General features: G+C 57.9%; 22 protein-coding genes. 12 read left to right on the forward strand and 10 right to left on the reverse strand.

Annotated elements, in window-relative coordinates; genetic code table 11:
- Positions 1-7 precede the first annotated feature (7 nt).
- Genes AB5Y83_RS15930 through rpoS form a run of 4 tightly spaced genes read left to right on the forward strand, consistent with a single transcriptional unit; the run spans position 8 to position 3,312 of the window.
- A complete protein-coding gene (locus AB5Y83_RS15930; RefSeq protein WP_005335507.1) occupies positions 8-625 on the forward strand; it encodes a protein-L-isoaspartate(D-aspartate) O-methyltransferase in 618 nt (205 codons plus the stop codon).
- Entirely contained in the window at positions 622-1,203 is a 582-nt protein-coding gene (locus tag AB5Y83_RS15935) for a YqaA family protein (RefSeq protein WP_005354505.1), read from the forward strand. Before AB5Y83_RS15930 ends, AB5Y83_RS15935 begins: the two co-directional genes overlap by 4 nt.
- Before the next feature lie 9 nt (positions 1,204-1,212).
- Positions 1,213-2,283, forward strand: coding sequence for a LysM peptidoglycan-binding domain-containing protein (locus tag AB5Y83_RS15940; RefSeq protein ID WP_058057110.1), 1,071 nt, complete (start codon positions 1,213-1,215; stop codon positions 2,281-2,283).
- A gap of 45 nt (positions 2,284-2,328) precedes the next feature.
- Positions 2,329-3,312, forward strand: coding sequence for an RNA polymerase sigma factor RpoS (gene rpoS / locus AB5Y83_RS15945; protein WP_005362773.1), 984 nt, complete (start codon positions 2,329-2,331; stop codon positions 3,310-3,312).
- 99 nt (positions 3,313-3,411) lie between these two features.
- On the opposite strand, the gene AB5Y83_RS15950 is transcribed toward rpoS, so the two are convergent.
- Complete coding sequence (locus tag AB5Y83_RS15950) at positions 3,412-4,449, reverse strand: alkene reductase (RefSeq protein WP_368175496.1); 1,038 nt, start codon at positions 4,447-4,449, stop codon at positions 3,412-3,414.
- 199 nt (positions 4,450-4,648) lie between these two features.
- Between AB5Y83_RS15950 and AB5Y83_RS15955 the strand changes: the two genes are divergently transcribed.
- Positions 4,649-5,215 (forward strand): TetR/AcrR family transcriptional regulator, encoded by a 567-nt coding sequence (locus AB5Y83_RS15955; RefSeq protein ID WP_005335495.1) that lies wholly within the window; start codon positions 4,649-4,651, stop codon positions 5,213-5,215.
- Positions 5,216-5,284: 69 nt separating this feature from the next.
- On the opposite strand, the gene AB5Y83_RS15960 is transcribed toward AB5Y83_RS15955, so the two are convergent.
- Positions 5,285-6,238 carry a LysR family transcriptional regulator gene (locus AB5Y83_RS15960; RefSeq protein ID WP_368175497.1) on the reverse strand — a complete coding sequence of 318 codons (954 nt, stop codon included), beginning with the start codon at positions 6,236-6,238 and terminating at the stop codon, positions 5,285-5,287.
- Between the two features lie 154 nt (positions 6,239-6,392).
- Between AB5Y83_RS15960 and aguA the strand changes: the two genes are divergently transcribed.
- Positions 6,393-7,490 (forward strand): agmatine deiminase, encoded by a 1,098-nt coding sequence (gene aguA / locus AB5Y83_RS15965; protein ID WP_201973491.1) that lies wholly within the window; start codon positions 6,393-6,395, stop codon positions 7,488-7,490.
- A gap of 125 nt (positions 7,491-7,615) precedes the next feature.
- Entirely contained in the window at positions 7,616-9,319 is a 1,704-nt protein-coding gene (locus AB5Y83_RS15970; RefSeq protein WP_368175498.1) for an amidase, read from the forward strand.
- A gap of 97 nt (positions 9,320-9,416) precedes the next feature.
- Here AB5Y83_RS15970 and AB5Y83_RS15975 read toward each other — a convergent pair whose 3' ends face one another.
- From AB5Y83_RS15975 to AB5Y83_RS15990, 4 genes are all read right to left on the reverse strand, one after another.
- On the reverse strand, positions 9,417-9,878 hold the full coding sequence (locus AB5Y83_RS15975) for a CesT family type III secretion system chaperone (protein WP_139437491.1): 462 nt from the start codon (positions 9,876-9,878) through the stop codon (positions 9,417-9,419).
- 111 nt (positions 9,879-9,989) lie between these two features.
- On the reverse strand, positions 9,990-10,892 hold the full coding sequence (locus tag AB5Y83_RS15980) for a hypothetical protein (protein WP_368175499.1): 903 nt from the start codon (positions 10,890-10,892) through the stop codon (positions 9,990-9,992).
- 353 nt (positions 10,893-11,245) lie between these two features.
- A complete protein-coding gene (locus AB5Y83_RS15985; RefSeq protein WP_258720790.1) occupies positions 11,246-12,295 on the reverse strand; it encodes an ATP-binding protein in 1,050 nt (349 codons plus the stop codon).
- Positions 12,288-13,013, reverse strand: a complete 726-nt coding sequence (locus AB5Y83_RS15990; RefSeq protein ID WP_236373619.1) for a hypothetical protein — start codon at positions 13,011-13,013, stop codon at positions 12,288-12,290. The genes AB5Y83_RS15985 and AB5Y83_RS15990 overlap by 8 nt, the downstream gene beginning before the upstream one ends.
- A 495-nt stretch (positions 13,014-13,508) precedes the next feature.
- Between AB5Y83_RS15990 and AB5Y83_RS15995 the strand changes: the two genes are divergently transcribed.
- Both AB5Y83_RS15995 and AB5Y83_RS16000 read left to right on the forward strand, forming a co-directional pair.
- Positions 13,509-14,273 carry a CphA family subclass B2 metallo-beta-lactamase gene (locus tag AB5Y83_RS15995; protein WP_236767773.1) on the forward strand — a complete coding sequence of 255 codons (765 nt, stop codon included), beginning with the start codon at positions 13,509-13,511 and terminating at the stop codon, positions 14,271-14,273.
- Between the two features lie 228 nt (positions 14,274-14,501).
- On the forward strand, positions 14,502-15,773 hold the full coding sequence (locus tag AB5Y83_RS16000) for a lipopolysaccharide biosynthesis protein (protein ID WP_368175500.1): 1,272 nt from the start codon (positions 14,502-14,504) through the stop codon (positions 15,771-15,773).
- Between the two features lie 83 nt (positions 15,774-15,856).
- Here the strand turns inward: AB5Y83_RS16000 and AB5Y83_RS16005 are convergent, their stop codons facing one another.
- The 3 genes from AB5Y83_RS16005 to AB5Y83_RS16015 all read right to left on the reverse strand — a co-directional run bounded on the left by AB5Y83_RS16005 (position 15,857) and on the right by AB5Y83_RS16015 (position 19,295).
- Positions 15,857-17,107: a DEAD/DEAH box helicase gene (locus AB5Y83_RS16005; protein WP_368175501.1), complete on the reverse strand. Its 1,251-nt coding sequence runs from the start codon at positions 17,105-17,107 to the stop codon at positions 15,857-15,859.
- A gap of 97 nt (positions 17,108-17,204) precedes the next feature.
- Positions 17,205-18,674: a GGDEF domain-containing protein gene (locus tag AB5Y83_RS16010; RefSeq protein WP_368175506.1), complete on the reverse strand. Its 1,470-nt coding sequence runs from the start codon at positions 18,672-18,674 to the stop codon at positions 17,205-17,207.
- Positions 18,675-18,830: 156 nt separating this feature from the next.
- Positions 18,831-19,295: a hypothetical protein gene (locus AB5Y83_RS16015; protein ID WP_005362752.1), complete on the reverse strand. Its 465-nt coding sequence runs from the start codon at positions 19,293-19,295 to the stop codon at positions 18,831-18,833.
- Positions 19,296-19,493: 198 nt separating this feature from the next.
- Here AB5Y83_RS16015 and AB5Y83_RS16020 point away from each other — a divergent pair, with 198 nt between their 5' ends.
- Positions 19,494-20,402, forward strand: coding sequence for an S-adenosyl-l-methionine hydroxide adenosyltransferase family protein (locus AB5Y83_RS16020; RefSeq protein ID WP_368175502.1), 909 nt, complete (start codon positions 19,494-19,496; stop codon positions 20,400-20,402).
- Between the two features lie 81 nt (positions 20,403-20,483).
- On the opposite strand, the gene AB5Y83_RS16025 is transcribed toward AB5Y83_RS16020, so the two are convergent.
- Positions 20,484-21,044 (reverse strand): carbonate dehydratase, encoded by a 561-nt coding sequence (locus tag AB5Y83_RS16025; RefSeq protein ID WP_005343397.1) that lies wholly within the window; start codon positions 21,042-21,044, stop codon positions 20,484-20,486.
- A 203-nt stretch (positions 21,045-21,247) separates the two neighbouring features.
- On the opposite strand from AB5Y83_RS16025, the gene AB5Y83_RS16030 reads away from it, so the two are divergent.
- Positions 21,248-21,889, forward strand: coding sequence for a ribonuclease (locus AB5Y83_RS16030; protein WP_101529592.1), 642 nt, complete (start codon positions 21,248-21,250; stop codon positions 21,887-21,889).
- Positions 21,890-22,020: 131 nt separating this feature from the next.
- Positions 22,021-23,067, forward strand: coding sequence for an NAD(P)H-dependent flavin oxidoreductase (locus tag AB5Y83_RS16035; protein ID WP_368175503.1), 1,047 nt, complete (start codon positions 22,021-22,023; stop codon positions 23,065-23,067).
- The last annotated feature ends 618 nt before the right edge of the window (positions 23,068-23,685 follow it).

Consider the following 23,685-nt stretch of genomic DNA (forward strand, 5'->3'; position numbering starts at 1 on the left):
GGGTGGTGTGATAGTACAGCGCCTGTTAAATCAGCTCATTGCGCAGGATATTCGCGATTTTCGCGTGCTGGCGACCATCGCGAAAGTGCCGCGCCAGCTGTTCGTGGACGAGGCCATGGCGCACAAGGCGTGGGACAACACCGCCCTGCCCATTGGCCACGGCCAGACCATTTCGCAGCCCTATATGGTGGCGCGAATGACCGAGTTGCTGATGCAAAACAATCCGGCCCATGTGCTGGAGATTGGCACTGGCTCGGGCTACCAGACGGCGATCCTCGCCCATCTGGTGGAGCATGTTTATACCGTGGAGCGGATCAAGTCGCTGCAGTTCCAGGCCAGACGCCGACTGCGCCAGCTCGATCTGCACAATGTCTCGGCCAAGCACGGCAACGGCTGGCTGGGGTGGCCCAACAAGGGGCCTTATGACGCCATTCTGGTGACGGCCGCGGCGAGCGAGATCCCGACGGCACTCACCGATCAGCTGGCCGAAGGGGGCCGACTGGTGTTGCCCGTGGGTGACAGCCAGCAGACCCTGCAGCTGATCGAACGATCCGGATCCCAGCTGACCAGCCGTATTCTGGAGCCGGTACGTTTTGTTCCCCTGATTGACGGAGATGTTGAGTGAAGTTGTTTTCCCGTTTGTACGTACTGGTGATGCAGTGGGCTCGCCACAAGCATGCCCCCTGGTATCTCTCCATCACCGCTTTCATCGAGTCGGTATTCTGGCCGATCCCGGTGGACGTGATGCTGGCACCGATGGCGCTCGCCAAGCCCCACAAGGCGTGGCACTACGCCACGTTGGCTACCGTCTTCTCTGTGCTGGGCGCCCTGTTTGGCTATGCCCTTGGCTATGCCCTGTGGGATCCGGTCGTGCTGCCACTGGTGGAGTCTGTGGGCTATCAGGACAAGATCGAAATCGCTCGCAACTGGTTTGAGCAGTGGGGGATCTGGGTCATTTTCATTGCCAGCTTCACCCCTATCCCCTACAAGGTGTTTACCGTGACGGCAGGGTTGTTGCAAATGGCTCTGCTGCCCTTCATCATCACCTCCCTCATCGGTCGTGGCATGCGCTTTTTCCTGGTTGCGGGCCTGATGCGTTGGGGTGGCGAGAAGATGGAACGCAAACTGATGCACTACGTAGATGTGCTCGGTTGGCTCTGTATTGGTCTGGCCGTGGTGGCCTATTTCTGGTTTAGTCGTTAAGGATCCATTATGCGTTCGCGTATTTGGCAAGGAAGCAGTGTCGTGGTGTTGTCATGGCTGCTGCTTGCCTGCTCCTCCAGTAAAAATGCAGCTCCGGTAGATGGTGTTGATGAGGGGCAGTTTGTCTCGACCATTCCGGCTCGCCAAAGCGGTGCCCAGGTCAGCGCCCCCATTCAGGGCGGCAGCTATGTGGTGAAGCGGGGCGATACCCTCTACTCCATCGCCTTCAACTCCGGCAACGACGTGCCGTCGCTGGCCAGCCTCAACAATATCAGCCCGCCTTACAACATCTATCCGGGGCAGCGACTGCGGCTCGATGGCTCCAGCGCCAGCATGAGCAGCAGCCGCAGTGCCGGTACCTATGAGGTGCGCCGCGGCGATACCCTGAGCAGCATCGGCCGCCAGTTTGGCATGACGCCGCAGGCGCTGGCCCAGAGCAACAACCTGAGCGCCCCCTATGCGCTGCAACCGGGTCAGGTGCTCAATGTCCAGACCGCAGGCGGCGGTTCGACCCAGATGGTGGCTGCGACTCGTCCGGCAACCGTGACGCCGGTGGCCGTGAGCCGTCCCAGCAGCGGTCCGCGTCCGTTGGCCGAGCCGAGTGGATCTGGTCAGACCACGCCGTTCATCTCTCAAAAATCCGTTGCTCCGGCAGCACCGAAGGAATACGCTCAGGTCAAAGAACAAAAAACAAACAACTCCCAGTCGAGACTTGCTTGGCACTGGCCCGCAAAAGGCCGGATTGTCGAGGGGTTCTCTGTTGCAGAACAGGGTAACAAGGGGATCGACATAGCCGGCCAGAAGGGGCAACCCGTCTACGCCGCCAGCAGCGGTAAAGTGGTATACGCTGGCAGTGCTTTAAGGGGGTACGGCAAGCTGATTATCCTCAAGCATGATGATGACTATCTCTCCGCTTACGCACACAACGACGAGTTGCGGGTGAAGGAAGGGGACAGCGTCAAGGGGGGCTCGGTCATTGCCAACATGGGTAGCACGGACGCGCCGGATGTGCGATTGCATTTCGAGATCCGGTACAGAGGCAAGTCGATCAATCCGATGAGCTATTTGCCAAAGCGTTAACCCCAGAGAGACCGTCTTACTCTGGTAACGTCAGGGAGACACACCATGAGCCAAGAACAACTGGTAATGCAGGATGCAGAGTTAGAGTTTGACGCTGAACCCGAATCTCACGAGGTAGAAGAGTTGCAGGAGGTAGCCGCCGAGGCGGAAGATATTATCTCCGATGAGTTGCTGGCACCGGAACTGAACAAGGTGATGGATGCCACGCAACTCTATCTGGGGGAGATAGGTTTCTCCCCGCTGCTCACTGCCGAAGAGGAAGTCTACTACGCCCGTCGTGCCTTGCGCGGTGACAAAGCCGCCCGCAAGCGCATGATCGAGTCCAACCTGCGACTGGTGGTGAAAATCGCCCGTCGTTACAACAACCGCGGCCTGGTGCTGCTGGATCTCATCGAAGAGGGCAACCTCGGTCTTATCCGCGCGGTCGAGAAGTTTGACCCCGAGCGCGGCTTCCGTTTCTCTACCTATGCCACCTGGTGGATCCGCCAGACCATCGAGCGGGCCATCATGAACCAGACCCGCACTATCCGTCTGCCCATTCATGTGGTCAAAGAGTTAAACGTTTACCTGCGCACCGCGCGCGAACTCTCTCACCGTCTCGATCATGAACCGACCGCCGAGGATATCGCCTTCGCGCTGGATCGTTCGGTGGACGACGTGAACCGCATGCTCAAACTCAACGAGAAGATCACCTCGGTGGACACCCCCATCGGTGGCGATCGCGACAAGGCATTGCTGGATGTGCTCTCCGACGAGCGCGGCATGGGGCCTGAGCTGGAGTCACAGGAAGATGATATGCGCAGCAGCATTGTCCACTGGCTGGAGGAGCTCAACCCCAAGCAGCGGGAAGTGCTGGCCCGTCGTTTTGGTCTGTTGGGTTATGAGCCGGCCACCCTCGAGGATGTGGGGGCCGAGATTGGTCTGACTCGCGAGCGGGTACGCCAGATCCAGGTGGAGGGGCTGCGTCGTCTGCGGGAGATCCTGCTGAGCCAGGGGCTCTCCATCGAGGCGCTGTTTCGTACCAATTAAGCATCCGCACCAACTGATCAGCGCATCAGCCAGATAGCACGAGGGGAGCAACAGCTCCCCTCATTTTTTATTGCCTGTGGTCTGGCGATGGCTTCGTGGTTATACCAGCTCAGCCAGCATGGTGTCGGCGTAGGGCACCAGCGCTTCTCCTTTCTTCACCTTGGCCAGATAGTCCGGGTTGGCGATAAGTGGACGACCGATAGCCACCAGATCGAAGCGGTTAGCCTCGATGGCCGCAGCGGCGCGCTCGGCGTCGTAGTTGCCCACCCCGACCAGATTGCCTTTGTAGTGGGCACGCAGATAGTCGGAGGCGCGGCCACCCAGATAATCGAAGGTGAGGTTGTCATCAAAGATGCCGAGGTGGATATAGGCCAGCGGGCGATCGTTGAGCTTGCCCAGCAGATAGTCGAACACGGCGCGATCTTCCGGGCTGCCCGCCAGATGGACATAGGCACCCGGGGAGAGGCGAATACCTACCCGATCACCACCGATGCGGGCGCTGATGGCATCGACCACTTCCAGCGCGAAGCGGCTCATCTTTTCCGGGCTGCCGCCGTAGTTGTCGGTGCGCAGGTTAGTGGAGTGGTGCAGGAACTGGTCGATCAGGTAGCCGTTGGCGCCGTGGATCTCCACCCCGTCAAAGCCCGCCTCGATGGCGTTGGCTGCGGCTTGGGCGTAATCCTGTACCAGCAGGGCTATTTCGGCCTCGGTCAGGGCGCGCGGCACCTGATAGGTGAGCTCGCGCATGCGGGGCACAGTGCCCTCGTGCGCCACGGCAGAGGGGGCCAGCACTTCAGCCTGATGGAAGAAGGGGTGGGAGAGGCGACCGACGTGCCACAGCTGGGCGAAGATCTTGCCACCCTTGGCGTGCACGGCGCTGGTCACTTTCTTCCAGCCATCGATCTGAGCCTGGGTGAAGAGGCCCGGGGTATTGGGGTAGCCCTGCGCGTCGGGGCGGATGATGACGGCCTCTGAAACAATCAGGCCGATATCGGCGCGGCGGCCGTAATAGGCTGCCATCTGCTCGGTCGGCACCAGACCTGGGCCTGCCATGCAGCGGGTGAGCGGGGCCATCATGAAACGGTTGGCCAGGGTCAGAGTGTCATTGAGTCGATACGGCTGAAACAGGGTATTCATGATAGGTTGTCCTGAACGGGTTATTCTTGAACGTGCATTCAAGACGTTTTTTGCGTCGGGCGCAAGCTTTTTTTGAATGCGCGTTCAAGAAGGTTGGCCCGAGCGGGCGGCTGGGGTAAACTTGCCGCCCTTTCCAGCCACTCTTTATCGGCGGGCTCTGTTGCCCCTTGCCGGTGAACCATTTCCCACGGGAGGAACCATGCGCATAGCCGAGTTTGATCGGGACGAGGTACTGCGAAATGCCATGGAAGCGTTTCGCGCCAAGGGATATGCCAAGACCACCATGCAGGAGCTGGTGGCTGCCACCGGCCTGCACCCGGGCAGCATTTACGGCGCCTTTGGCAACAAGCGCGGCCTGCTGCTGGCGGCGGTGGATCACTATGTCGAGGGTAAACGCACCCTGCGCCGCTCCCTGCTCGACAACCCGAGCCCGCTGGCGGGCCTTGCGGCCTATCTCGACCGGATTGTGGGGGAGGCGCTCTGCGGCTCCTGTCTGGTGACCCGCACCATGATGGAGCTGAGCGAGCAGGATGAGGAGCTGACCCAGCGGGTCAAGGGGATCTATGGCGAGCTGGAGCAGGATCTGGCCGAGTTGCTGACACAGGCGCAGGCCAAGGGTGAACTGGCCCCGGATAGCAATATCCACACCCTCACCGCACTGCTGCTGATCAACCTGCAAGGGCTGGTCACCTTCGCCCAGTGCCGCCCCGATCGCCCCCTGCTCGACGACGTAGTCGCCCAGCTGATGCGGGCCCTGCGGGCGTAACGCGATACAGCAGAAACAACAGTGGCTCCTGAGGGAGCCACTGTTGTTTTTGGGAGGCTTACCTCAGCATTACCTTGGCCCCACCAGCTCTTTCATCAAATCTTTCAGCCATACCAGTGCTGGTTGCTGTGCGTGCACTGGATGCCAGACGCAGTTGAGGTGGTAGTCGGGCACATCCTCGGGCAGCGGCAGGCTTTTCAGCGGCCAGTGGGTGGCGAGCAGCTCGGCCACCATGCTGGGCAGCACCAGCAGGTGATCGCTCTGGCTAACGATGGCGGCGGCGGACATATAACTCTGACTGTTGACCGAGATGGTGCGGCTAAAGCCCTGACTCTTCAGATAGCGGTCGAGGCTCGCCTCCGAGGTGCCCAGCGGCGAGTGGAACACATGGGGCATGGCGATCAGCTGCGGCAGGGTGATGCGCTCCTGCCACAGGGAGGGGTCATCCTCGGCGCCGGAGGGGGCCGATTTGGCAATCGGCAGATCGGCGCGCACCAGCCCGGCCAGCGGCTCGGTGAGCCAGGTCTCCTTGCCGAGATACCCCGGTACCTGCATGTATTCGTCAAAGCCCAGCACCAAATCGATCTCGCCGCTCGCCAGCTCGGCTTCGGGCAGGGTGTCGCGCAGGATGCGGATCTCGATGGTGACCCCCGGCGCCAGCCGTCTGAGCCGCTGAATAAGCGGTGGGATCAGCACGCACTCCACGTAATCTGTGGTGCAGAGCACGAAGCGCCGCTTCGACTGGCTCGGCTCGAACTCTTCTTCCTCGGTGAGCTGCTGCTCCAGCAGCCGCAGCGCCTGCTGCACCCCGAGATGCAGCCGCTGGGCGCGCGGGGTCGGCAGCATCCCCTGCGGGGTGCGTACCAAAAGCGGGTCGCCGAGAAAGGTGCGCAGCCGGTTAAGGGAGTGGCTCATGGCGGGCTGGCTGATAAAGAGCGCCTCGGCGGCGCGGGTAACGCTGCCCTGCGTCATCAGGGCGTCAAAAGCGAGCAGCAGATTGAGGTCGAGCTGGTGCAGTTTCATGGGGGGATTATTCGCCGTGTTTATGGGATAATCCATCCTATTCATTTGATGGATGGGGGCGCAACGTCTTACTCTGCGACCCACTGTTATTTTTCCGGGTTCCCGCGCCGCATCGGGCGTAAACGGGGCCTCAATCCATGCAAGGAGCCTTGCGATGAGCATCAAGACCATTAACTCCACGCCGGCCGCCGACGGCTTCACCATGCCCGCCGAGTGGGCGCACCAGCAGGCCGTCTGGATGATCTGGCCGTTTCGCCCGGATAACTGGCGCGTAGCCGGTCGCTTCGCGCAAGAGACCTTCGCCAAGGTGGCCGATGCCATCGGTGGCGCCACCCCGGTCTTTATGGGGGTGCCAGCCCAGTTTATGGAGCAGGCCCGCGCCATCATGCCCGCCCACGTCACTCTGGTCGAGATGAACAGCGATGACTGCTGGGCCCGCGATACCGGCCCGACCATCGTCACCAACGCGGCCGGCGAGTGCCGTGGGGTGGATTGGGGCTTCAACGCCTGGGGCGGTCACAAGGGCGGTCTCTACTACCCGTGGAATCAGGATGAAGAGGTCGCAGCCCAGATGCTGGCCCAGCACGGCATGGCTCGCTACGATGCGCCGCTGATTCTGGAAGGGGGCTCCATCCACGTCGATGGCGAAGGCACCTGCCTGACCACCGCCGAGTGCCTGCTCAACGAAAACCGCAACCCGCACCTGACCAAAGCGCAGATCGAAGCGCACTTGCGCGACTATCTGGGCGTCACCAGCTTTATCTGGCTGGACGAAGGCGTCTACATGGACGAAACCGACGGCCACATCGACAACATGTGCTGCTTCGTGCGTCCGGGTGAAGTGGCCCTGCACTGGACTGACGACCAGAACGATCCCCAGTACGCCCGCTCCGTGGCCGCCCTCAAGGTGCTGGAAGCGGCGGTCGATGCCAAGGGTCGCAAGCTGAAAGTGTGGAAGCTGCCCCAGCCGGGCCCGCTGTTCTGCACTGAAGAGGAGTCTGCCGGTGTCGAGAGCGGCAGCGGTGTGCCGCGCGAGGCCGAGGGCCGTCTGGCCGGTTCCTACGTGAACTTCCTCATCACCAACGATCGCATCGTCTATCCGCTGCTGGATGCCGCCACCGATGGCGAAGCCCAGCGCATTCTGGAAGAGATCTTCCCGGAGCACACCGTGATCGGCGTACCGGCCCGCGAGATCCTGCTGGGCGGTGGCAATATTCACTGCATTACCCAGCAGATCCCCTCCGGCAAATAAGAACCGGTTCCGGTGAGTATTCAAAACCCCACTCAGTGGGGTTTTATCTCTTGATGGTGTGATGGTCGCAGGCGCTGATGCGGCGATCATCATGACAAACAGTCACCCTTTTACAGGAGATCAAAATGATCGAAGTGACCGAGGTTTCCATTGCCGAGCTGCGTGCCGCGCTCGAATCAGGCCGCACCACAGCGGTCGAACTGGTCAAGGCCTATCTGGCCCGGATCGAGGCCTACAACGGCCCCGAGACTGCCACCAAACTCAATGCCGTGGTGGTCGCCAATCCCGATGCGCTGAAAGAAGCCGAGGCTTCCGATGCCCGCCGTGCCCGTGGCGAGACCCTGAGCCCGCTCGACGGCATCCCCTACACCGCCAAAGACAGCTATCTGGTCAAGGGGCTGACCGCCGCCTCCGGCAGCCCGGCCTTCAAGGATCTGGTGGCCCAGCGCGATGCCTTTACCGTTGAGCGCCTGCGCGCCGCCGGTGCCATCTGCCTTGGCAAAACCAATATGCCGCCGATGGCCAATGGCGGCATGCAGCGCGGCGTCTATGGCCGTGCCGAGAGCCCCTACAACGCCGACTACCTGACCGCGCCGTTTGCCTCCGGCTCCTCCAACGGTGCCGGTACCGCCACCGCCGCCAGCTTCTCCGCCTTTGGTCTGGCCGAAGAGACCTGGTCGAGCGGCCGTGGCCCGGCCTCCAACAACGGCCTGTGCGCCTATACCCCGTCCCGTGGTGTCATCTCGGTGCGCGGCAACTGGCCGCTGACTCCGACCATGGATGTGGTCGTGCCCTATGCCCGCACCATGAACGACCTCCTGGAAGTGCTCGACGTTGTGGTGGCTGACGATGCCGACACCCGTGGCGATCTGTGGCGCATGCAGCCCTGGGTGCAGCTGCCCAAGGCTTCCGAGGTGCGTCCGGCTTCCTATCTGGATCTGGCTGCCAAGGTCGATGCCCTGAAGGGCAAGCGCCTCGGCGTGCCGCGCATGTTTATCAACAAGGATGAACTGGCTGGCACCAGCGAAAACCCCGGTATCGGCGGCCCGACTGGTCAGCGCATCCATACCCGCGACTCCGTGATTACCCTCTGGGAGCAGGCCCGTCATGCGCTGGAAGCCGCTGGCGCCGAAGTTATCGAAGTGGACTTCCCGTTGGTCTCCAACTGCGAAGGGGACAGACCCGGCGCGCCGACCGTGTTCAATCGCGGCATCGTGAGCCCGGAGTTTCTCAACGACGAGCTGTGGGAGCTCTCCGGCTGGGCGTTCGACGACTTCCTGCGCGCCAACGGCGATCCCAAGTTGAACAAGCTGGCCGATGTCGATGGGCCGAAGATCTTCCCCCACGATCCGGGCACCCTGCCGAACCGCGAGGGCGATCTGGCGGCGGGCATGGACGAGTACGTCAATATGGCCAAGCGTGGCCTGAAATCCTGGGACGAGATCGCCACAGTGCCGGATGGCCTGCGTGGTCTGGAGAAGACCCGCAAGCTGGATCTGGAAGACTGGATGGACGGGCTCAAGCTTGACGCCGTGCTGTTCCCGACCGTCGCCGACGTCGCCCCGGCTGATGCGGATGTGAATCCGGCCTCTGCCGATATCGCCTGGAGCAACGGCATCTGGGTTGCCAACGGCAACCTCGCCATTCGCCATCTCGGCGTGCCGACTGTTACCGTCCCCATGGGGGTGATGGCCGATATCGGTATGCCGGTGGGCCTGACCTTCGCCGGTCGTGCCTATGACGACAACAACCTGCTGCGCTTCGCCTCGGCCTTCGAGTCCACCGGCAGCAAGCGGATGGTGCCGCCACGGACGCCGCCGTTGGTTTGATTGCCACAGCTGGCCTGATTGTTGTTAGATCAGAGACAAAGAGAGAGGGAGGCATCATGCCTCCCTCTTTTTTTCGTCCATGTTCCGGCTTTGGCCATCACACCCGGATGTTCTGGCCCGCACCCATTTCGCTTTTTGTCACAGGCGGGGTCTGCTCATCTTGGGACAAGCTGGCCTCCCACTCGTGGGCCTTCTCCAGCAGATCGGCGAGGCTCTCCCTGATCTGCTGCGGACGATAGCTCCCCAGCGCTATCCGGGAGAAAAACGATACCCGCTCGGTGCCCGGATAGATGCCGACCCCGTAGCCATGGCGCAAGGGGGCGAGGGCATGCTCGCCAAAGCGCAGGAACAATTCGCGAGACAGGCGCTCGGGAAGATCGCTCGCCGTGGTCACCGAGAGCACCAGTGCCATCTCGTCGGGTTGAGCCACGATATTGACCACAAAGGGGGCGCTCGCTTCCTCTGCTGCTCGCTGGATCTCGAACGTGCAGACGCCGTTTTCATCGAAGGCCAGCGGTTCGACCGACAGCTCGGCCACGATTTTCTGATAGATATCCAACACAACACTCCAGTCCGGTTGCCCGGTCGTCTTCGAAGGGGCAGGGCACGATCACCAAGAGACGGCCCGCCACCGAGCGGGCCGGGCCGTCATCCATATTCATGGCAAGGGTTACACCTTGATATTGAGTGCTCGGCCCTCTTCCAGCTCGAACACCCGGACATCGCTCACCGGATTGTCGTTAAAGCGCACACTTTTCTTCATCTTGGCGGCGACGTTCTCCCCGTCCGATTCGCCAGTGTGCTCTTCGACCTGCGGTGAGGTCTTGTTGGCGCGGGTGTTTGCCTCGGTCAGGGCGTCCAGCTCGGCGTTGGCTCTTTGCTCAAACAGCTGGACGAAGCTGCGATTGAACTCGGCATTGACCTTGGCGTTGAACGCCTCCGATTCGTGGCCCAGCGTATTCAACGCCGAACTGAGTGCCTCACCCGAGAGTGACTCGTGCAGGGAGAACGTCCGCTCGATCACCCGACTGCTCAGCATGCTGAAGATGGCATCTTTACCGTTGATAAAGCTGGAGAAGTGCTGCTGCACAAAGCTCAGGGAGTCCTTATCCAGCGTCTCCAGACCGAGGCGCTTCTTGTTGGCATCTGTGATATCGGCCATGGTCGCCGTTTTGGGGTCGCTACCCGGCTTCAGATATTGGGCCTCGTTCTTGAACTCGCTGACGGGCTGGTTAAAGGCTTGCTGCACAATCTTCTTGGCTTGGCCAAGTTCGGTCAGCTGCCGCTGCACCTCGGACTGAATTTGAGTGGCCCGGGTGGTGAGCGCACTCTCCCCCTTGGTGGTGGCGCGGCTAAAGAAGTCGACCACCGCATTTTTGATTCGGCCCAGCGTGCTTAAATGGGCCAGGTCCCGTTGTACGGAGACATCCCCACTCTTGCCGATATGAATGGTGTATTCCTTGCCTTCACCCAGATGAAGGGCAAGCTTCTGATTGCTGCCGGGATTGACGTTGGCGAGCTGCAGGCTGTCGATAGCCTTCAACATCACCGGGGTAGCTCCATGAATAGCCATGACCTTGGTTCCTTATCTCACTAACAAGCGATACATCTGGCCTGCATCATACCCGTCAGGGAAAACGCCGTTTATTAGCCATGGTTGCACTATTTTAGTTTGGGGTTGGTCTGCGCTGGCGTCTGTGAGGAGGGCGCAGCTCGTTGTGTCGCCTCGGCTTTGAGTCCAATAGCAGCAAGCGAATGGTGCCGCCGCAGACGTTACCATAGTCTTGATTTTGAAATGAAAATAAATATCTCTGATTCGACATAAAATACCAAAAACCACCCGCATTATGCAGGTGGTTTATTTTAAATTAAAAGGCGTGGAATGTTTTCAAAATCAGAAAGTTTATGTGGCTTACAGCAATTTGCTCAATGAATAAAAACTGTGAATGAGTTTAATGCTAAGCCATTATTTAAGTGGGCTAATGGTGTACTAGTGACTGTAACATTAAAATTATGAGCATCAGTGACTATTTTTAATACATAAAGACCAAGGCCACAACCTTCTACAGACATTTCACGAGCTTTTTTAGTTCGAAAACCTCTTAAAAATAAGTGCTCTATTTCAGAGCTTGGTATTTCAAATCCTATAGAATTGACACTCATGCGCAGAGTATCATCTATTTCATCAAAGACAACTTCCACATCCCCAGAACGTTTGTATTTTATAGCGTTTTGAATTAACGATAATGGTACTATCTTAAATGATTCATAAACTTTATGTTTGTTTTCAACCCTCCCTCTTAAAATTACATTAGCTCTATTTTTGTTCGTTGTTGAATGAGAGAGCACAAGTTTTATTTTATGTACCATGCTATATATATCAGTAAGCTTTTTCCTACCAAATTGAGCGCTTGCAGGATTGAAATATAATGCAGTAGTATCCAAAGAGTCTAGTAACATGGCGCTGGTTTTGTATAGGCTCTTTAGATCTTCGGATGCATTTTCAAAAGAAAGGCCTTTTGATTTTGTATTCGCATCTAATAATCTATTGCTATAATAGCTTATTTCTCTTGCCCATTTTACGAATTCATGGAATTGATCAAAATTATTCTTTGCGGTTTTTGTTACTAAAGATTGGATGATCGTATTTTTTTCATCTAATGTGGAAAACCATAGTGCTATTGCATCTCTGCTAGTTTTTCTTTGTGACAGAACTATGTTTCTTTTGTGTTTTTTACTTGTATTCTCACCTGAAATAAATACACCAGATACTGTGACTAACTGTCCTGATATCTTCCTAGATATATGAGTTAGACCATGTTCACATGTATGCTCATCTTGGCCATTCGAGTGAGTACGGCAAAGCTCATTACAGTTTGAGTAACTTTTTATTTTACTACCTTCAAATAATTTATCGCCAATATATACCGGCCATGGTGTATCAATAATTCTATTTTCAAGTATTGAATTAATCATTTTTTATTCTATCTAGTAGGATTTTGCTGTTGTTAATAATTTCTTGTGACTCACTTCTCGCATTCATATGAATCACGTTCAAAAACTCACCTTCATCGCATCTATTTGAAATGAAATAGATGATAGTCTTTTTCATTTTATTCTTCTTAGTTGAACTAATGTCTAGCTTTTTTATTCGGCTTTCAATGTCGGTAGCAATACATTTTGCATCGAAGAATTCTTTTTTAAGCTCGTTTATCAACTCTCTGATTTTATACTCATCTATCGGTTTGTTTACCGTGGCATCAGAGCTTCTGAAATAGTCATTTAATTCTGTATGAAAATATCCTGAAGACACTGCGACAACAGGCATTAGTGGCCTGGTCTCTTTAATTATCTTAATGAGTTTTGCTCCGCCTTCATCTAGATCTTCTTTTACAACCCCTTTTACATCTAACAGTACAAGGTCATTTTTCACTAATGAGTCAGAGTCTGCAAAAGATACTGATTCATATTCTTTTACAGTAAACCCCAAGTCTTTAATATATTTAATGGGATAGCTGTCTATTTCGTCATCAACGATCGCTATCTTAAATTCTGATCTAAGGTTTAGCTTTTCAATGTAGCTATCTAAACTATATTTTTTGAATAAACCAGTAATGGTTTCTTTCGGCACAAGCCAAAATAAAACTGCTAAAACTATCCCTAAAACACCTAAAGTAAACTCTATAGAATCCATAATGTACCGACAATATAAAAGTTGATTGTATAAAAAGTTATTTATGTTGCGGCAATATGATATAGATAAATCTGTCATTTGGAAGGGCAAGTTAAGACAAAGTCGCTCTGGATCAATGAAGTAGTGGGAAGATTCACTGACTCGAGTTGTGAATAAAATGTTGTTAATAGATTCCTGGAGTCTTGCTTCTTCTTATGTTGTGATCATGATTCATGTTGTAAACGGACGATTACGCTGCGCTAATCGTCCCTACATCAAGGCGCTGATTGCGTGTTTTGAGCCTTTACCTCTCTCAGCTTCCCGCACCATCAATCGCCATATTGGTCGTGGCTCGTCGTCGATTCCCCCCTGATTTTTCTGAATTTTCCCAGACTTCACCTTCTCTTCACACAACCTCATTTTCCCCTCACAAATCCCCCGTATCTTCTGCTCACTGCTTAAAAGGCCCGGCTTGCCACAGGGGTGGCGAGGGGGCGGTTGGTTCGAGGGAGCAAGATGATGAAAGGTTGGATGAAGTGCACATTGGCCGGGGCCGTGGTGCTGATGGCGAGTTTCTGGGGTGGCAGCGTGCGGGCGGCGGGGATCTCCCTCAAGCAGGTGAGCGGCCCTGTTTACGTGGTTGAAGATAACTACTACGTAAAGGAAAACTCCATGGTCTATTTCGGGGCCAAGGGGGTGACGGTGGTGGGGGCGACCTGGACGCCGGATACCGCCCGCGAGCTGCACAAGCTGATCAAACGGGTCAGCAGCAAGCCGGTGCTGGAGGTGATCAACACCAACTACCACACCGACCGGGCGGGCGGTAATGCCTACTGGAAGTCCATCGGGGCCAAGGTGGTGGCGACGCGCCAGACTCGGGATCTGATGAAGAGCGACTGGGCCGAGATTGTCGCCTTTACCCGCAAGGGGCTGCCGGAGTATCCGGATCTGCCGCTGGTGCTGCCGAACGTGGTGCACGATGGCGACTTCAAGCTGCAAGAGGGCAAGGTGCGCGCCTTCTACGCGGGCCCGGCCCATACGCCGGACGGCATTTTTGTCTACTTCCCCGATGAGCAGGTGCTCTATGGCAACTGCATCCTCAAGGAGAAGCTGGGCAACCTGAGCTTTGCCAATGTGAAGGCCTATCCGCAGACCATCGAGAGGCTGAAAGCGATGAAGTTGCCGATCAAGACGGTGATTGGCGGTCACGACTCGCCGCTGCACGGGCCTGAGCTGATTGATCACTATGAAGAGCTGATCAAGGCGGCGCCGCAGTCATAACGGCTGCGCGACAGACTGGTAGCAAGCCTTGCCATTGCTGCAATCAGCAGCCATAACGGCACACCACAAAACGCCCGCTTTCAGGAAATAAGCGGGGGTTTTGCTGTTGCGGCTTTTCTGCGGCCACTTATTGCGGGCGTTGGCACGGCGAGATTAACGCTGTTCAAGGGAGGTGGGCTTTCATAAGATGGCCCTCTCTCTTTTCCCTGAAAGTTATCCATTTTCGTTATGCAATACGCCTCTCTCGCCCGCCTCAAACAGGCCTTTATCACCGGGATGTGGGCCTCGCTGGTCAGCATCGTTATTGGCTTCGCCTTCAAGGTGTGGCTGGCGCAGTGGGTCGCCAAGGGGGAGCTGGCGCTGTTCAACAGCGTGGTGGATTTGATCTCCCTCTCCTTTATCCTGATGACAGGTTTTCGCTCCTCCATGGTGGTGAGCTACTCCCAGACCAAAAACGATCGGGACATCATCAATATCTTTCGCTACTTCCTCATCGGCATCGTGCTGCTCACCTGGGGGGCGGTGATCCCCTATATCAAGCACGGGCTCCATATCCGGGTGGAGTATCTGCAACTGGTGGGGGTCATCTTCGGGCTGGGGCTCAAGGTCTACTTCACCAATCTGGTGGCCATGTACCGGATGTATCAGCTCTCCAACCGGGTCACCTGGCTGGAGCCGCTGGCCAATGGCCTGCTGTTTATGGCCTGTTACTTTGGGCTGGGGATGGATGCGCTTGCCTCGCTCTTCTACGGGCTGACCTTCTCGTCGCTCGCCATCGCCGGTTATATGTATGTTTCGCGTCGTCGGGCTATCGCCACCAAGCCGCTGGCCAAGGTGGCGCTCGGCCCCGAGATGGTGAGCTATGTGAAGAAGAGCTTTACCGCATCCCTGGAGGCGGGGGCCAGTATCCTGATGATCTACATCACTGTGCTGCTCACCATCCGTCACTTCAGCGTCGACGAGCTGGGGGATTTTCAGGTGGTGGTGCGTCCCATCTTCACCTATATGACCACCCTGTTTGTCTTCCCCATCTACCGCTTTGTGCTGCCTGAGCTGGCGGTCAATCTGCGCAATGGCGATCATCGCCAGATAAGGCTTATTCGCCGCTGGATCTTCCGCCTCTCCGCCATTGTCAGTCTGGCCTTCTTTGGCTTGATGCTGCTGGCGGGCAAGCCGCTGGTGCTGTTGTTCTTCCCTGCCGACTACGTGGGGGCGGTGCCTGTGCTGTTCCACTTCTCCATCTTCTTTATCTTTATGATGCTCAACGGCTATCAGCTCGCCTATATCAAGGCTCACGGTTACTTTACCCGGAGTTTGCTGATCCGGTTGGCGGGCATAGTGGCGCTAGTCGCCGCCTACTATCTGGTGGCCGAGTTCACCGCCAACGTGGTGGCGATTATCGTGGCGCTGGGCCTCGGCTATATGGTGATGTTTATCCTATCGACCCTGGCAGAGCGGCAGATCCTGCGTACCCTGCCACTGGTGCTGGCGACCCGCTAGGGTGTGACTCGCCAAGAGCAGGCTTCTGTCAGATAACAAAAAACGCCCGTGCGGGCGTTTTTTATTGGCGGCGCAGGGCAGGCTTAACGCTTGCCCTTGCCACCCTTGTTGCCAGCGAGGGCCTGCTTTCTGGCGCGTTGCTTCTGGGCCGCCTTGCTGTTGCGGCGCGGCTCGAGCTCGAAGCGGGTGAGATCCGGCTCAAAGCCGGGGAACCACTGCTGGGGCAAACGGGTGTCGAGTACCGCTTCCACCTTCTCCAGCAGCGGTGCATCTTCCGGGCTGAACAGGGTAATGGCGAGCCCCTTGTTGCCAGCGCGACCGGTGCGACCGATACGGTGGACGTAATCCTCTGCCACAAACGGGAACTCGAGGTTAATCACGTAGTTGAGATCGCTGATATCGAGGCCGCGGGCCGCCACGTCGGTGGCAACCAGCGCCTGCAAGGTGCCGGCGCGAAACTCCAGCAGCACCTTCTCCCGCGCGCTTTGCGACAGATCGCCGTGGAAGGCGAGGGCATTGATGCCCGCTTTGCCAAGCTGCTGGGCCAATTTGTCCGCCCCTTGGCGGGTGCGGCTGAAGATCAGTGCCGGTGCCCACCCTTTCACTTTCAGCATGTGTTCGACCAGCGCCAGCTTGCGATCGCTGTCCACCGTGTAGACCCGCTGCTCCACCTCGGCCGCCGTGGTGTTGCGCGGTGCCACTTCAATCAGCTCGGGGTCGCGCAGCAGCACCTTGCAGAGGGCAAACAGGTTGTCGTCGCAGGTGGCGGAGAAGAGCAGGGTCTGGCGACCCGCCGGGATCTGTTTCAGCAGCGCCTTGATCTCGTCCATAAAGCCCATGTCGAGCATGCGATCCGCCTCGTCAAACACCAGATGGCGGAGGCTATCAAGGCTCAAGGCCCCCTGACGCAGATGGTCGAGCAGACGGCCCGGGGTGGCGATCAGGATATCCACCCCGGTCTGAAGCGCCTCCACCTGCGCCGCGATACTCACCCCGCCGTAGACTTGCGTGCTGGTGAGACCGGTGCCCTGGCCGTAGCGCGCCACGCTCTCGGCGACCTGCACCGCCAGCTCGCGGGTCGGCACCAGCACCAGTGCCCGGATCGGGCGTTGGGACTCCATTTGTGGCTGCGCAAGCAACTGCTCCAGCAGCGGCAGCACAAAGGCGGCGGTCTTGCCGGTGCCGGTCTGTGCCCCCGCCATCAGATCCCGCCCCGCCAGAATGACGGGGATGGCGCGAGCCTGAATGGGGGTCGGTGCGGCATAGCCAAGCTCGGTCAGGGTCTGCTGCAAGCGGGGGGAGAGGGCCAGTTCGGCAAAGGAGGCTGTGGACATAGGGGCACCAGTCGGGGTTATCGCGGCCTGCGGCCACGATGCAGTGAGTGATCGTGGCCGCGATGGTAACAGAAGCAGGGGGAGCGGCAGAAGGCGGCTATGCCTCTGTGTCGTCCGGCAACGGGCGGATCAGCCGGATCTTTTTGCCCTCGTAGCAGGCGATGTTGTGCTTGCCGTGCTGTTTGACGTGGTAGAGCAGCTCGTCGGCGAGATGCACCGCCTCGGTGACGGTGAGGTAGTCGCGAATGCGGATCACCCCGGCGGAGAAGGTGATGGGGGTGGGCAGCTCGGGGATCCCCAATGGTCGATCCAGCAGGCGACCAGCCGAGTGGATCATCATCTCGTCATCCTCCATCCCCTTGAACAGCACGATAAACTCCTCGCCGCCCCAGCGGATGGCGCTGTCCACCTTGCGGATATTGCTTCTGAGGTGGCGGGCAAAGGCGACCAGTGCCAGATCCCCGACGCCATGGCCATAGGTGTCGTTGATCGACTTGAAGTTGTCGATATCGAGGATCATCAGGTAGTCGTGCTCATGGAGCAGACTCTGGCAGAGCACATCCCTGCGTGGCAGCCGGGTCAGATGGTCGGTGTGCGCCAGGGTGCGCAGCCGCAGGTAGATCTGCTTCCAGGCCACCATGCCCAGCAACAGCACGATGAGATAGACCTTGAAGGCCGCACTTTGCAGGGCCAGCTTGACGAAATCAAACCAGCTGTAGGACCACTTCAGATAGAGATCATCCCCCGCCTTGGTGCGCATAAAGGGTTTGCTCAGGCAGAGATGCCTCGGGCGGCAGGGCTCGGCGGCTTCAAACGATATGTTGGTGCGGGTCGGGTTGATGGTGTCGAAGGGTCGCAGCACATCGTTAAATGCTTCATCGACGGCGATGTCGATACCGAGCAGTCCGTATTTGTAACCGCCGCGCCCCGACTGATGAATGAAGGGGAAGTACATCACTATGGTGTTGCGCATGCTGAAGCTGTCGATCTCGATATCGGAGACAAAGGCTTCATCGGTGCTGCACAAAGGGCGGCCGGGCGCAAAGCTGGCGCAACCGAAGTAGTGATACCAGGCGGGCAGTGTCATCAGGTCCACCTTGATCGGCGCCAGTCTGGCGGGCAGCACATTGTTGTCGGCCACCATGCCGATCAGCCGGTAGTCATTCCAGATGGTGTAGATGTTGATCACCTCTGGATAAGAGAGGGCATAGCGGAAGGTGTTGAGAAGATTGGCGGCCGGGTATTGCAGCGGAATATCGGCAAAGCGGTATTTGCTTTTGAGGTCATACCCGTAGAGATAGTCGCTGCCGACGCTATTCGGGGGCGGTGGCTGATCGAGCAGATGGTGTTGTGCCAGATAGCTGGTGATGTTCTCCACCTTGAGGATTTTGGCTCGCTGGTAGAAGACCTCGAACACGTTCTTCTGTCTGGCGGTGATGAGATCCATGTCGTGCTGGATAGTGAGATAGGTGTAGTAGAAGACAGTGCCCAACCCGGTCAGGGCGAGCAGGGCCAATCCGGCCACTTTGACGATGAACTGGCGAGCAAACGCCGGTGGCCAGCGCAAGGCTGGGGGATTACCTGAAAATAAGGTCATAGGTGTCTGGGTGCAGTACCGATAGGGGCGCGGGCGCCATACGGGCAAAGTATACGCGAATGAAATCCCGACAGGATCCACCGACAAACCTTGCCAGAAGCTGAAGCCCTCACCACTTATTTATCCCTACTCCACGATCAGCACGCTCTCGCTGGCCAGATGGTGCAGCCACTCCCTGACGATCAGCAGCACGGCGGCAAAGTGCTCGTCGCGGGGCAGCAAGCTGGCGGCGAGGGGATCCCCTTCCGCCATGGCGGCCAGCTGGCCAAAGGCTTGCTCCACCAGATCCCGGTCGAGCTGGTTGTCCCCCAGCGCTTCGGCCAGTGATGGCTGGCTGCGCAGGGTCAGCTGCAAGCCGGGCGGGATCTGCGGGGCGATGCGCATCAGCTCATCTTCCACCACCATGATGGCCCGCTCCAGTTCGAGCGGGGTGGGTGGCGCGTGGCGAAACGGCCCGGGTTGGATGGCGTGGGTGCCAAAGGCCAGCGGGTAGTGTGACGGGGCCGCATCTGGCTGGCTCAGCCAGAGCTGACTGCTCTGTTCACCAATCTCCAGCAGCAGGGTCATCATCTCCGGTACGGGTTGTGTCATGGTGCTGAGCTCCTGTATTGTAAACGTTTTTCTGTTCTGCCTTTGATACCCCCGCCGCCGACGTTTGGCGAGCACAATTTCTGCGAGTCGTCCCTCACTTTGTTGCAAACCCCTTGCAAAAAAATCCATTGGTGGCAGTCTGGATGTCTAAATGGCTGTTGCCGTTTCGTTATCCTCAGATGATTCAGGAGTTCAGATATGGATATTCGCACCGCTCCCCGCGCCATCGCGCTCGCACTCATGCTTGCCAGCGGCATCGCCGCCGCCAACGAAGCGCTGGTGATCCAGACCGATTTCGGCCTCAAAGATGGCGCCGTATCGGCCATGAAAGGGGTCGCTTTCGGGGTGGATCGCACCCTGCCGCTCTATGATCTGACCCACGAGATCCCGGCCTACAACATCTGGGAAGCCTCCTACCGCCTCTACCAGACCCTGCAGTATTGGCCGAAGGGGACCGTGTTTGTCAGCGTGGTTGATCCCGGTGTCGGCACCGAGCGCAAGTCAGTGGTGCTCAAGACCAGGAGCGGCCACTACATCGTGACTCCGGACAATGGCACTTTGACCCTGGTGGCCGAGCATTTCGGCATCGAGGCAGTGCGCCAGATTGACGAGAAGCGCAATCGCCTCAAGGGCTCCGAGAAGTCCTACACCTTCCACGGCCGCGATGTGTACGCCTACACCGGTGCACGGCTCGCCTCCGGCGCTATCAGCTATGAGCAGGTCGGCCCGCAGCTGCCCGCCGAGGTCGTGAAGATCCCCTATCAGCCTGCGGTAGCCGAGAAGGATGGTACCCTCAAGGGCACCATCCCGATCCTCGATGTGCAGTACGGCAACGTCTGGACCAATATCGACGATGCCCTGCTGACCAAGGCGGGGATCAACAAGGGGGATAACGCCTGCATCAAGATCCGCGAAGGGGATGTGGTCAAATATGATGGCAAGGCCCCTTACGTCAGCAGCTTCGGTGACGTGCCGGAAGGTCAGCCGCTGGTCTACCTCAACAGCCTGCTGCAGGTGTCGGTGGCGCTGAACATGGACAGCTTCGCCGCCAAGCATCAGGTGCAGTCCGGTGCCAACTGGCATATCAGCCTGAAGAAGTGCTCCTGACCAGCACATATATAAGTAGAGATAGAAACAGCAACGGGCGCCTCGGCGCCCGTTTTGTTCTCTGGTAATTAAAGAAAGGGATCAGAACTCGTTGGAGAGCGCCTTGTACCCTTTGACCAGATCGATATTGGTGTGGGCCACGTCCTCGGAGAACTCGGCGGCATCGACCGAAACCCGCGGGATATGGGTCAGATCGCTCTGCTGGTTGATGCGGGTGGTGGAGGGGACGTAGAACTCCGGCGGCAGATCGCAGCCATCGATCACCGAGTTGTGACGCACCACGGCACCGTCACCGATATGGCAGTTGAACAGCACGCTGTTGAAACCGATAAAGACCCGGTTCCCCACTTCGCATGGCCCGTGGACGATGGAGCGGTGGGCGATGGAGGTGTACTCGCCGATGGTGACGGCGGCGCCGGATTTGGAGTGGATCACCACGCCATCCTGAATATTGGAGTTGGCGCCGATGACGATGGGTTCCATCTCGCCGTTGGCATCCACTTCGTCGGCGCGGATCACTGCATAGGGGCCGACAAAGACATTCTCTTTGATGATCACCTTGCCGCAGATGATGGCGGTCTTGTCGATATAGGCGGATTCGTCGATGACAGGCAGATGGCCGGAGGGATTCTTGCGGATCATGTTACATCCTGTGGTTGCCAAGAGGGATTATCTGGTGGTGGACGAGGAGCCTACCGGTCGGTCAGCTTACCCCTGCTCGCCCTCTGGTGAAACCCCTGACTGGTCTGACCCTTGTCGCGCGGCGTCTCGGTATGGCTGTTTCCCGCCGCCAGAATATGGGAGCATGGCTGTCATCCAGAGTCGCGTAAGGTGGATATATAAATATGAAGAAGATGATTGCCCTGTTGGCGGGAGGTTTGTTGCTCTCCTCGGCCGTGCAGGCCAAAGGGGAGGCGGGGGCGTTTGACTATTACGCCATGGCGCTCTCCTGGTCGCCCGAGCATTGTGCCGTCAAACCGGCGGATCGGGACCAGTGTTCCCGCAAGCTGGGGTTTGTGCTGCATGGTCTTTGGCCCCAGTACGATCGCGGTTACCCCAGCAACTGCACCCGCGAACGGCTCGATCCCGATATGGAGAGCGAGTTTGCCGACCTCTACCCCAGCCGTTTTCTCTATCGCCATGAGTGGGAGAAGCACGGCACTTGCTCCGGCCTGAGCCAGCAGGCCTTCCATCAGCTGGCGAGCGATCTGCGCCAGAAGGTGAAGATCCCGGCGGCTTATCAATCCCCGGAAGAGCCGCTGCGCAAAACCAGTTTCCAGCTCAAGGCCGATCTGGCGAGCGCCAACGAGTGGCTGGCCCCCGACAACATCACGGTGGCTTGCGCCGATGGTGGCCGCTTCCTGCGGGAGATCTACATCTGCGTCAATAAAGAGGGGACGGATGCGGTCACCTGCTCCGCCGAGATGCAAAAGCGCGAGCGCCGCTCCTGCGGTCAGCCGGATTTCCTGCTGCGCAGCGTGCGTTAAGCCTCCACTCTCTTCATCGGGCCCCTTGCGGGCCTGATATTTAACCACAGCTATCGGAAAGGAGTCTGACAGATGGATGGCAACAACCGGTTTGGCCCGCAAGAGCGGGCAATGCTGCTCGGGGTGAACGGATGAGCCTGTTTGCCGAGCTGGGGATGCGTTATCCCATTATTCAGGCACCGATGGCCGGTGTGCAGGGAAGCGAGCTAGCGCTGGCCGTAACCCGAGCGGGCGGCTTGGGCTCCTTGCCTGCCGCCATGCTCACGCCAGCGGAGCTGCGCGGCGAATTGGGGCGTCTTTCCCAAAGCAGCCTTGGGCAATTTAACATCAACTTCTTCTGCCACCGGCAACGGGAACCGGATCCCGTTGCTCTGGCCCGCTGGCAGCAGCGGCTTGCTCCCTACTACGCCGAGTTCGGCGTACAGCCCCCAGCTGTTACGACGGCGCCAACCCGTGCACCTTTCAATGAGGATCATGCCGCCATGGTGGCTGAGTTCAGACCGGCGGTGGTCAGCTTTCACTTCGGCCTGCCCGCGCCCGAGTTGCTTGTCCAAGTGAAGGCTGCGGGGGCCAAGGTCTTGGCCAGCGCCACCACGGTGGCGGAGGCCGTATGGCTTGCCCAGCACGGTGCCGACGCCATCATCGCTCAGGGATTGGAGGCGGGCGGCCATCGCGGTCATTTCCTCTCCGATGATCCCGCCTTGCAGCAGAGCACCTTGACCCTGCTGGCGCAGATCCTCGCGGTGACCGATCTGCCGGTGATTGCCGCTGGCGGTATCGTCGATGGCAAGGGGATCGCCAACGCGTTGGCAATGGGGGCGAGCGCCGTGCAGATGGGCACCGCCTTTCTCTGCTGCCATGAAGCGACCACCTCGGCGTTGCATCGCGCCGCCATCCATTCACCAGAGGGCCAGCAGACGGCACTGACCAATCTGTTCAGTGGCCGTCCGGCGCGCGGGATCGTCAACCGTCTTATGAAAGAGCTGGGCCCGCTCTCGAATCTTGCCCCTCACTTCCCCTATGCCAGTGGCGCACTGGCACCGCTGCGCGTCGCCACCGAGAAGGCGGGGGACAGTGGCTTCTCTCCGCTCTGGGCTGGGCAGGATGTATCGGGCTGCCGGGATCTTCCCGCTGGCGAGCTGATGGCGTGCTGGGTCAAAGAGGCTGGATTGGGATAAGCACTTCTATATATGCCTCATACGCCTTCTTATATAGAAGATGTCGAGGGCGCTGCGCGTTAGACGCGACAGTGCGGCAATGGTGGATGAGTGCCAGGCCAGTACCCTTGTAAGGCATTTATCCGGTGTAAAACGTCCTCACTTCACCCTTGGTTGTGGGTAAGTCTGTATAAAGGCTGTGTGTTGATATGAATAACCAAGAGATTGCACTTTTTTGCAATTTTATTGCGGTAAAGCCTTGCCAATGTGAGCTGGATCTCTATAATGCGCCTCCATCGACAGGGCAAGCGGCAACGCAGAATGCCAAGTCGGTAACCTCGAAAAGCCTTTGAAAATAAGGCTTGACTCGAGAAGACGGTTGAGTAGAATTCCACTCCCGCAGCAACACACTGTTGCGTCGCTCTTTAACAATTTGAATCAAGCAATCTGTGTGGGCACTCACAGCATCGAACATCAAAACAATTTTTGATTTTCAATGTCTGGTGAAGTGACCAAGACGATTTCTTAGCAATAAGAAGTCGAGCAGTTTATTTCAGCAATTCATTGAGCCGCTTTTCGAAGCAACCAAACTTAAATTGAAGAGTTTGATCATGGCTCAGATTGAACGCTGGCGGCAGG

Source organism: Aeromonas sp. R5-4 (assembly GCF_040908215.1).
Classification (GTDB): Bacteria; Pseudomonadota; Gammaproteobacteria; order Enterobacterales; family Aeromonadaceae; genus Aeromonas; species Aeromonas veronii.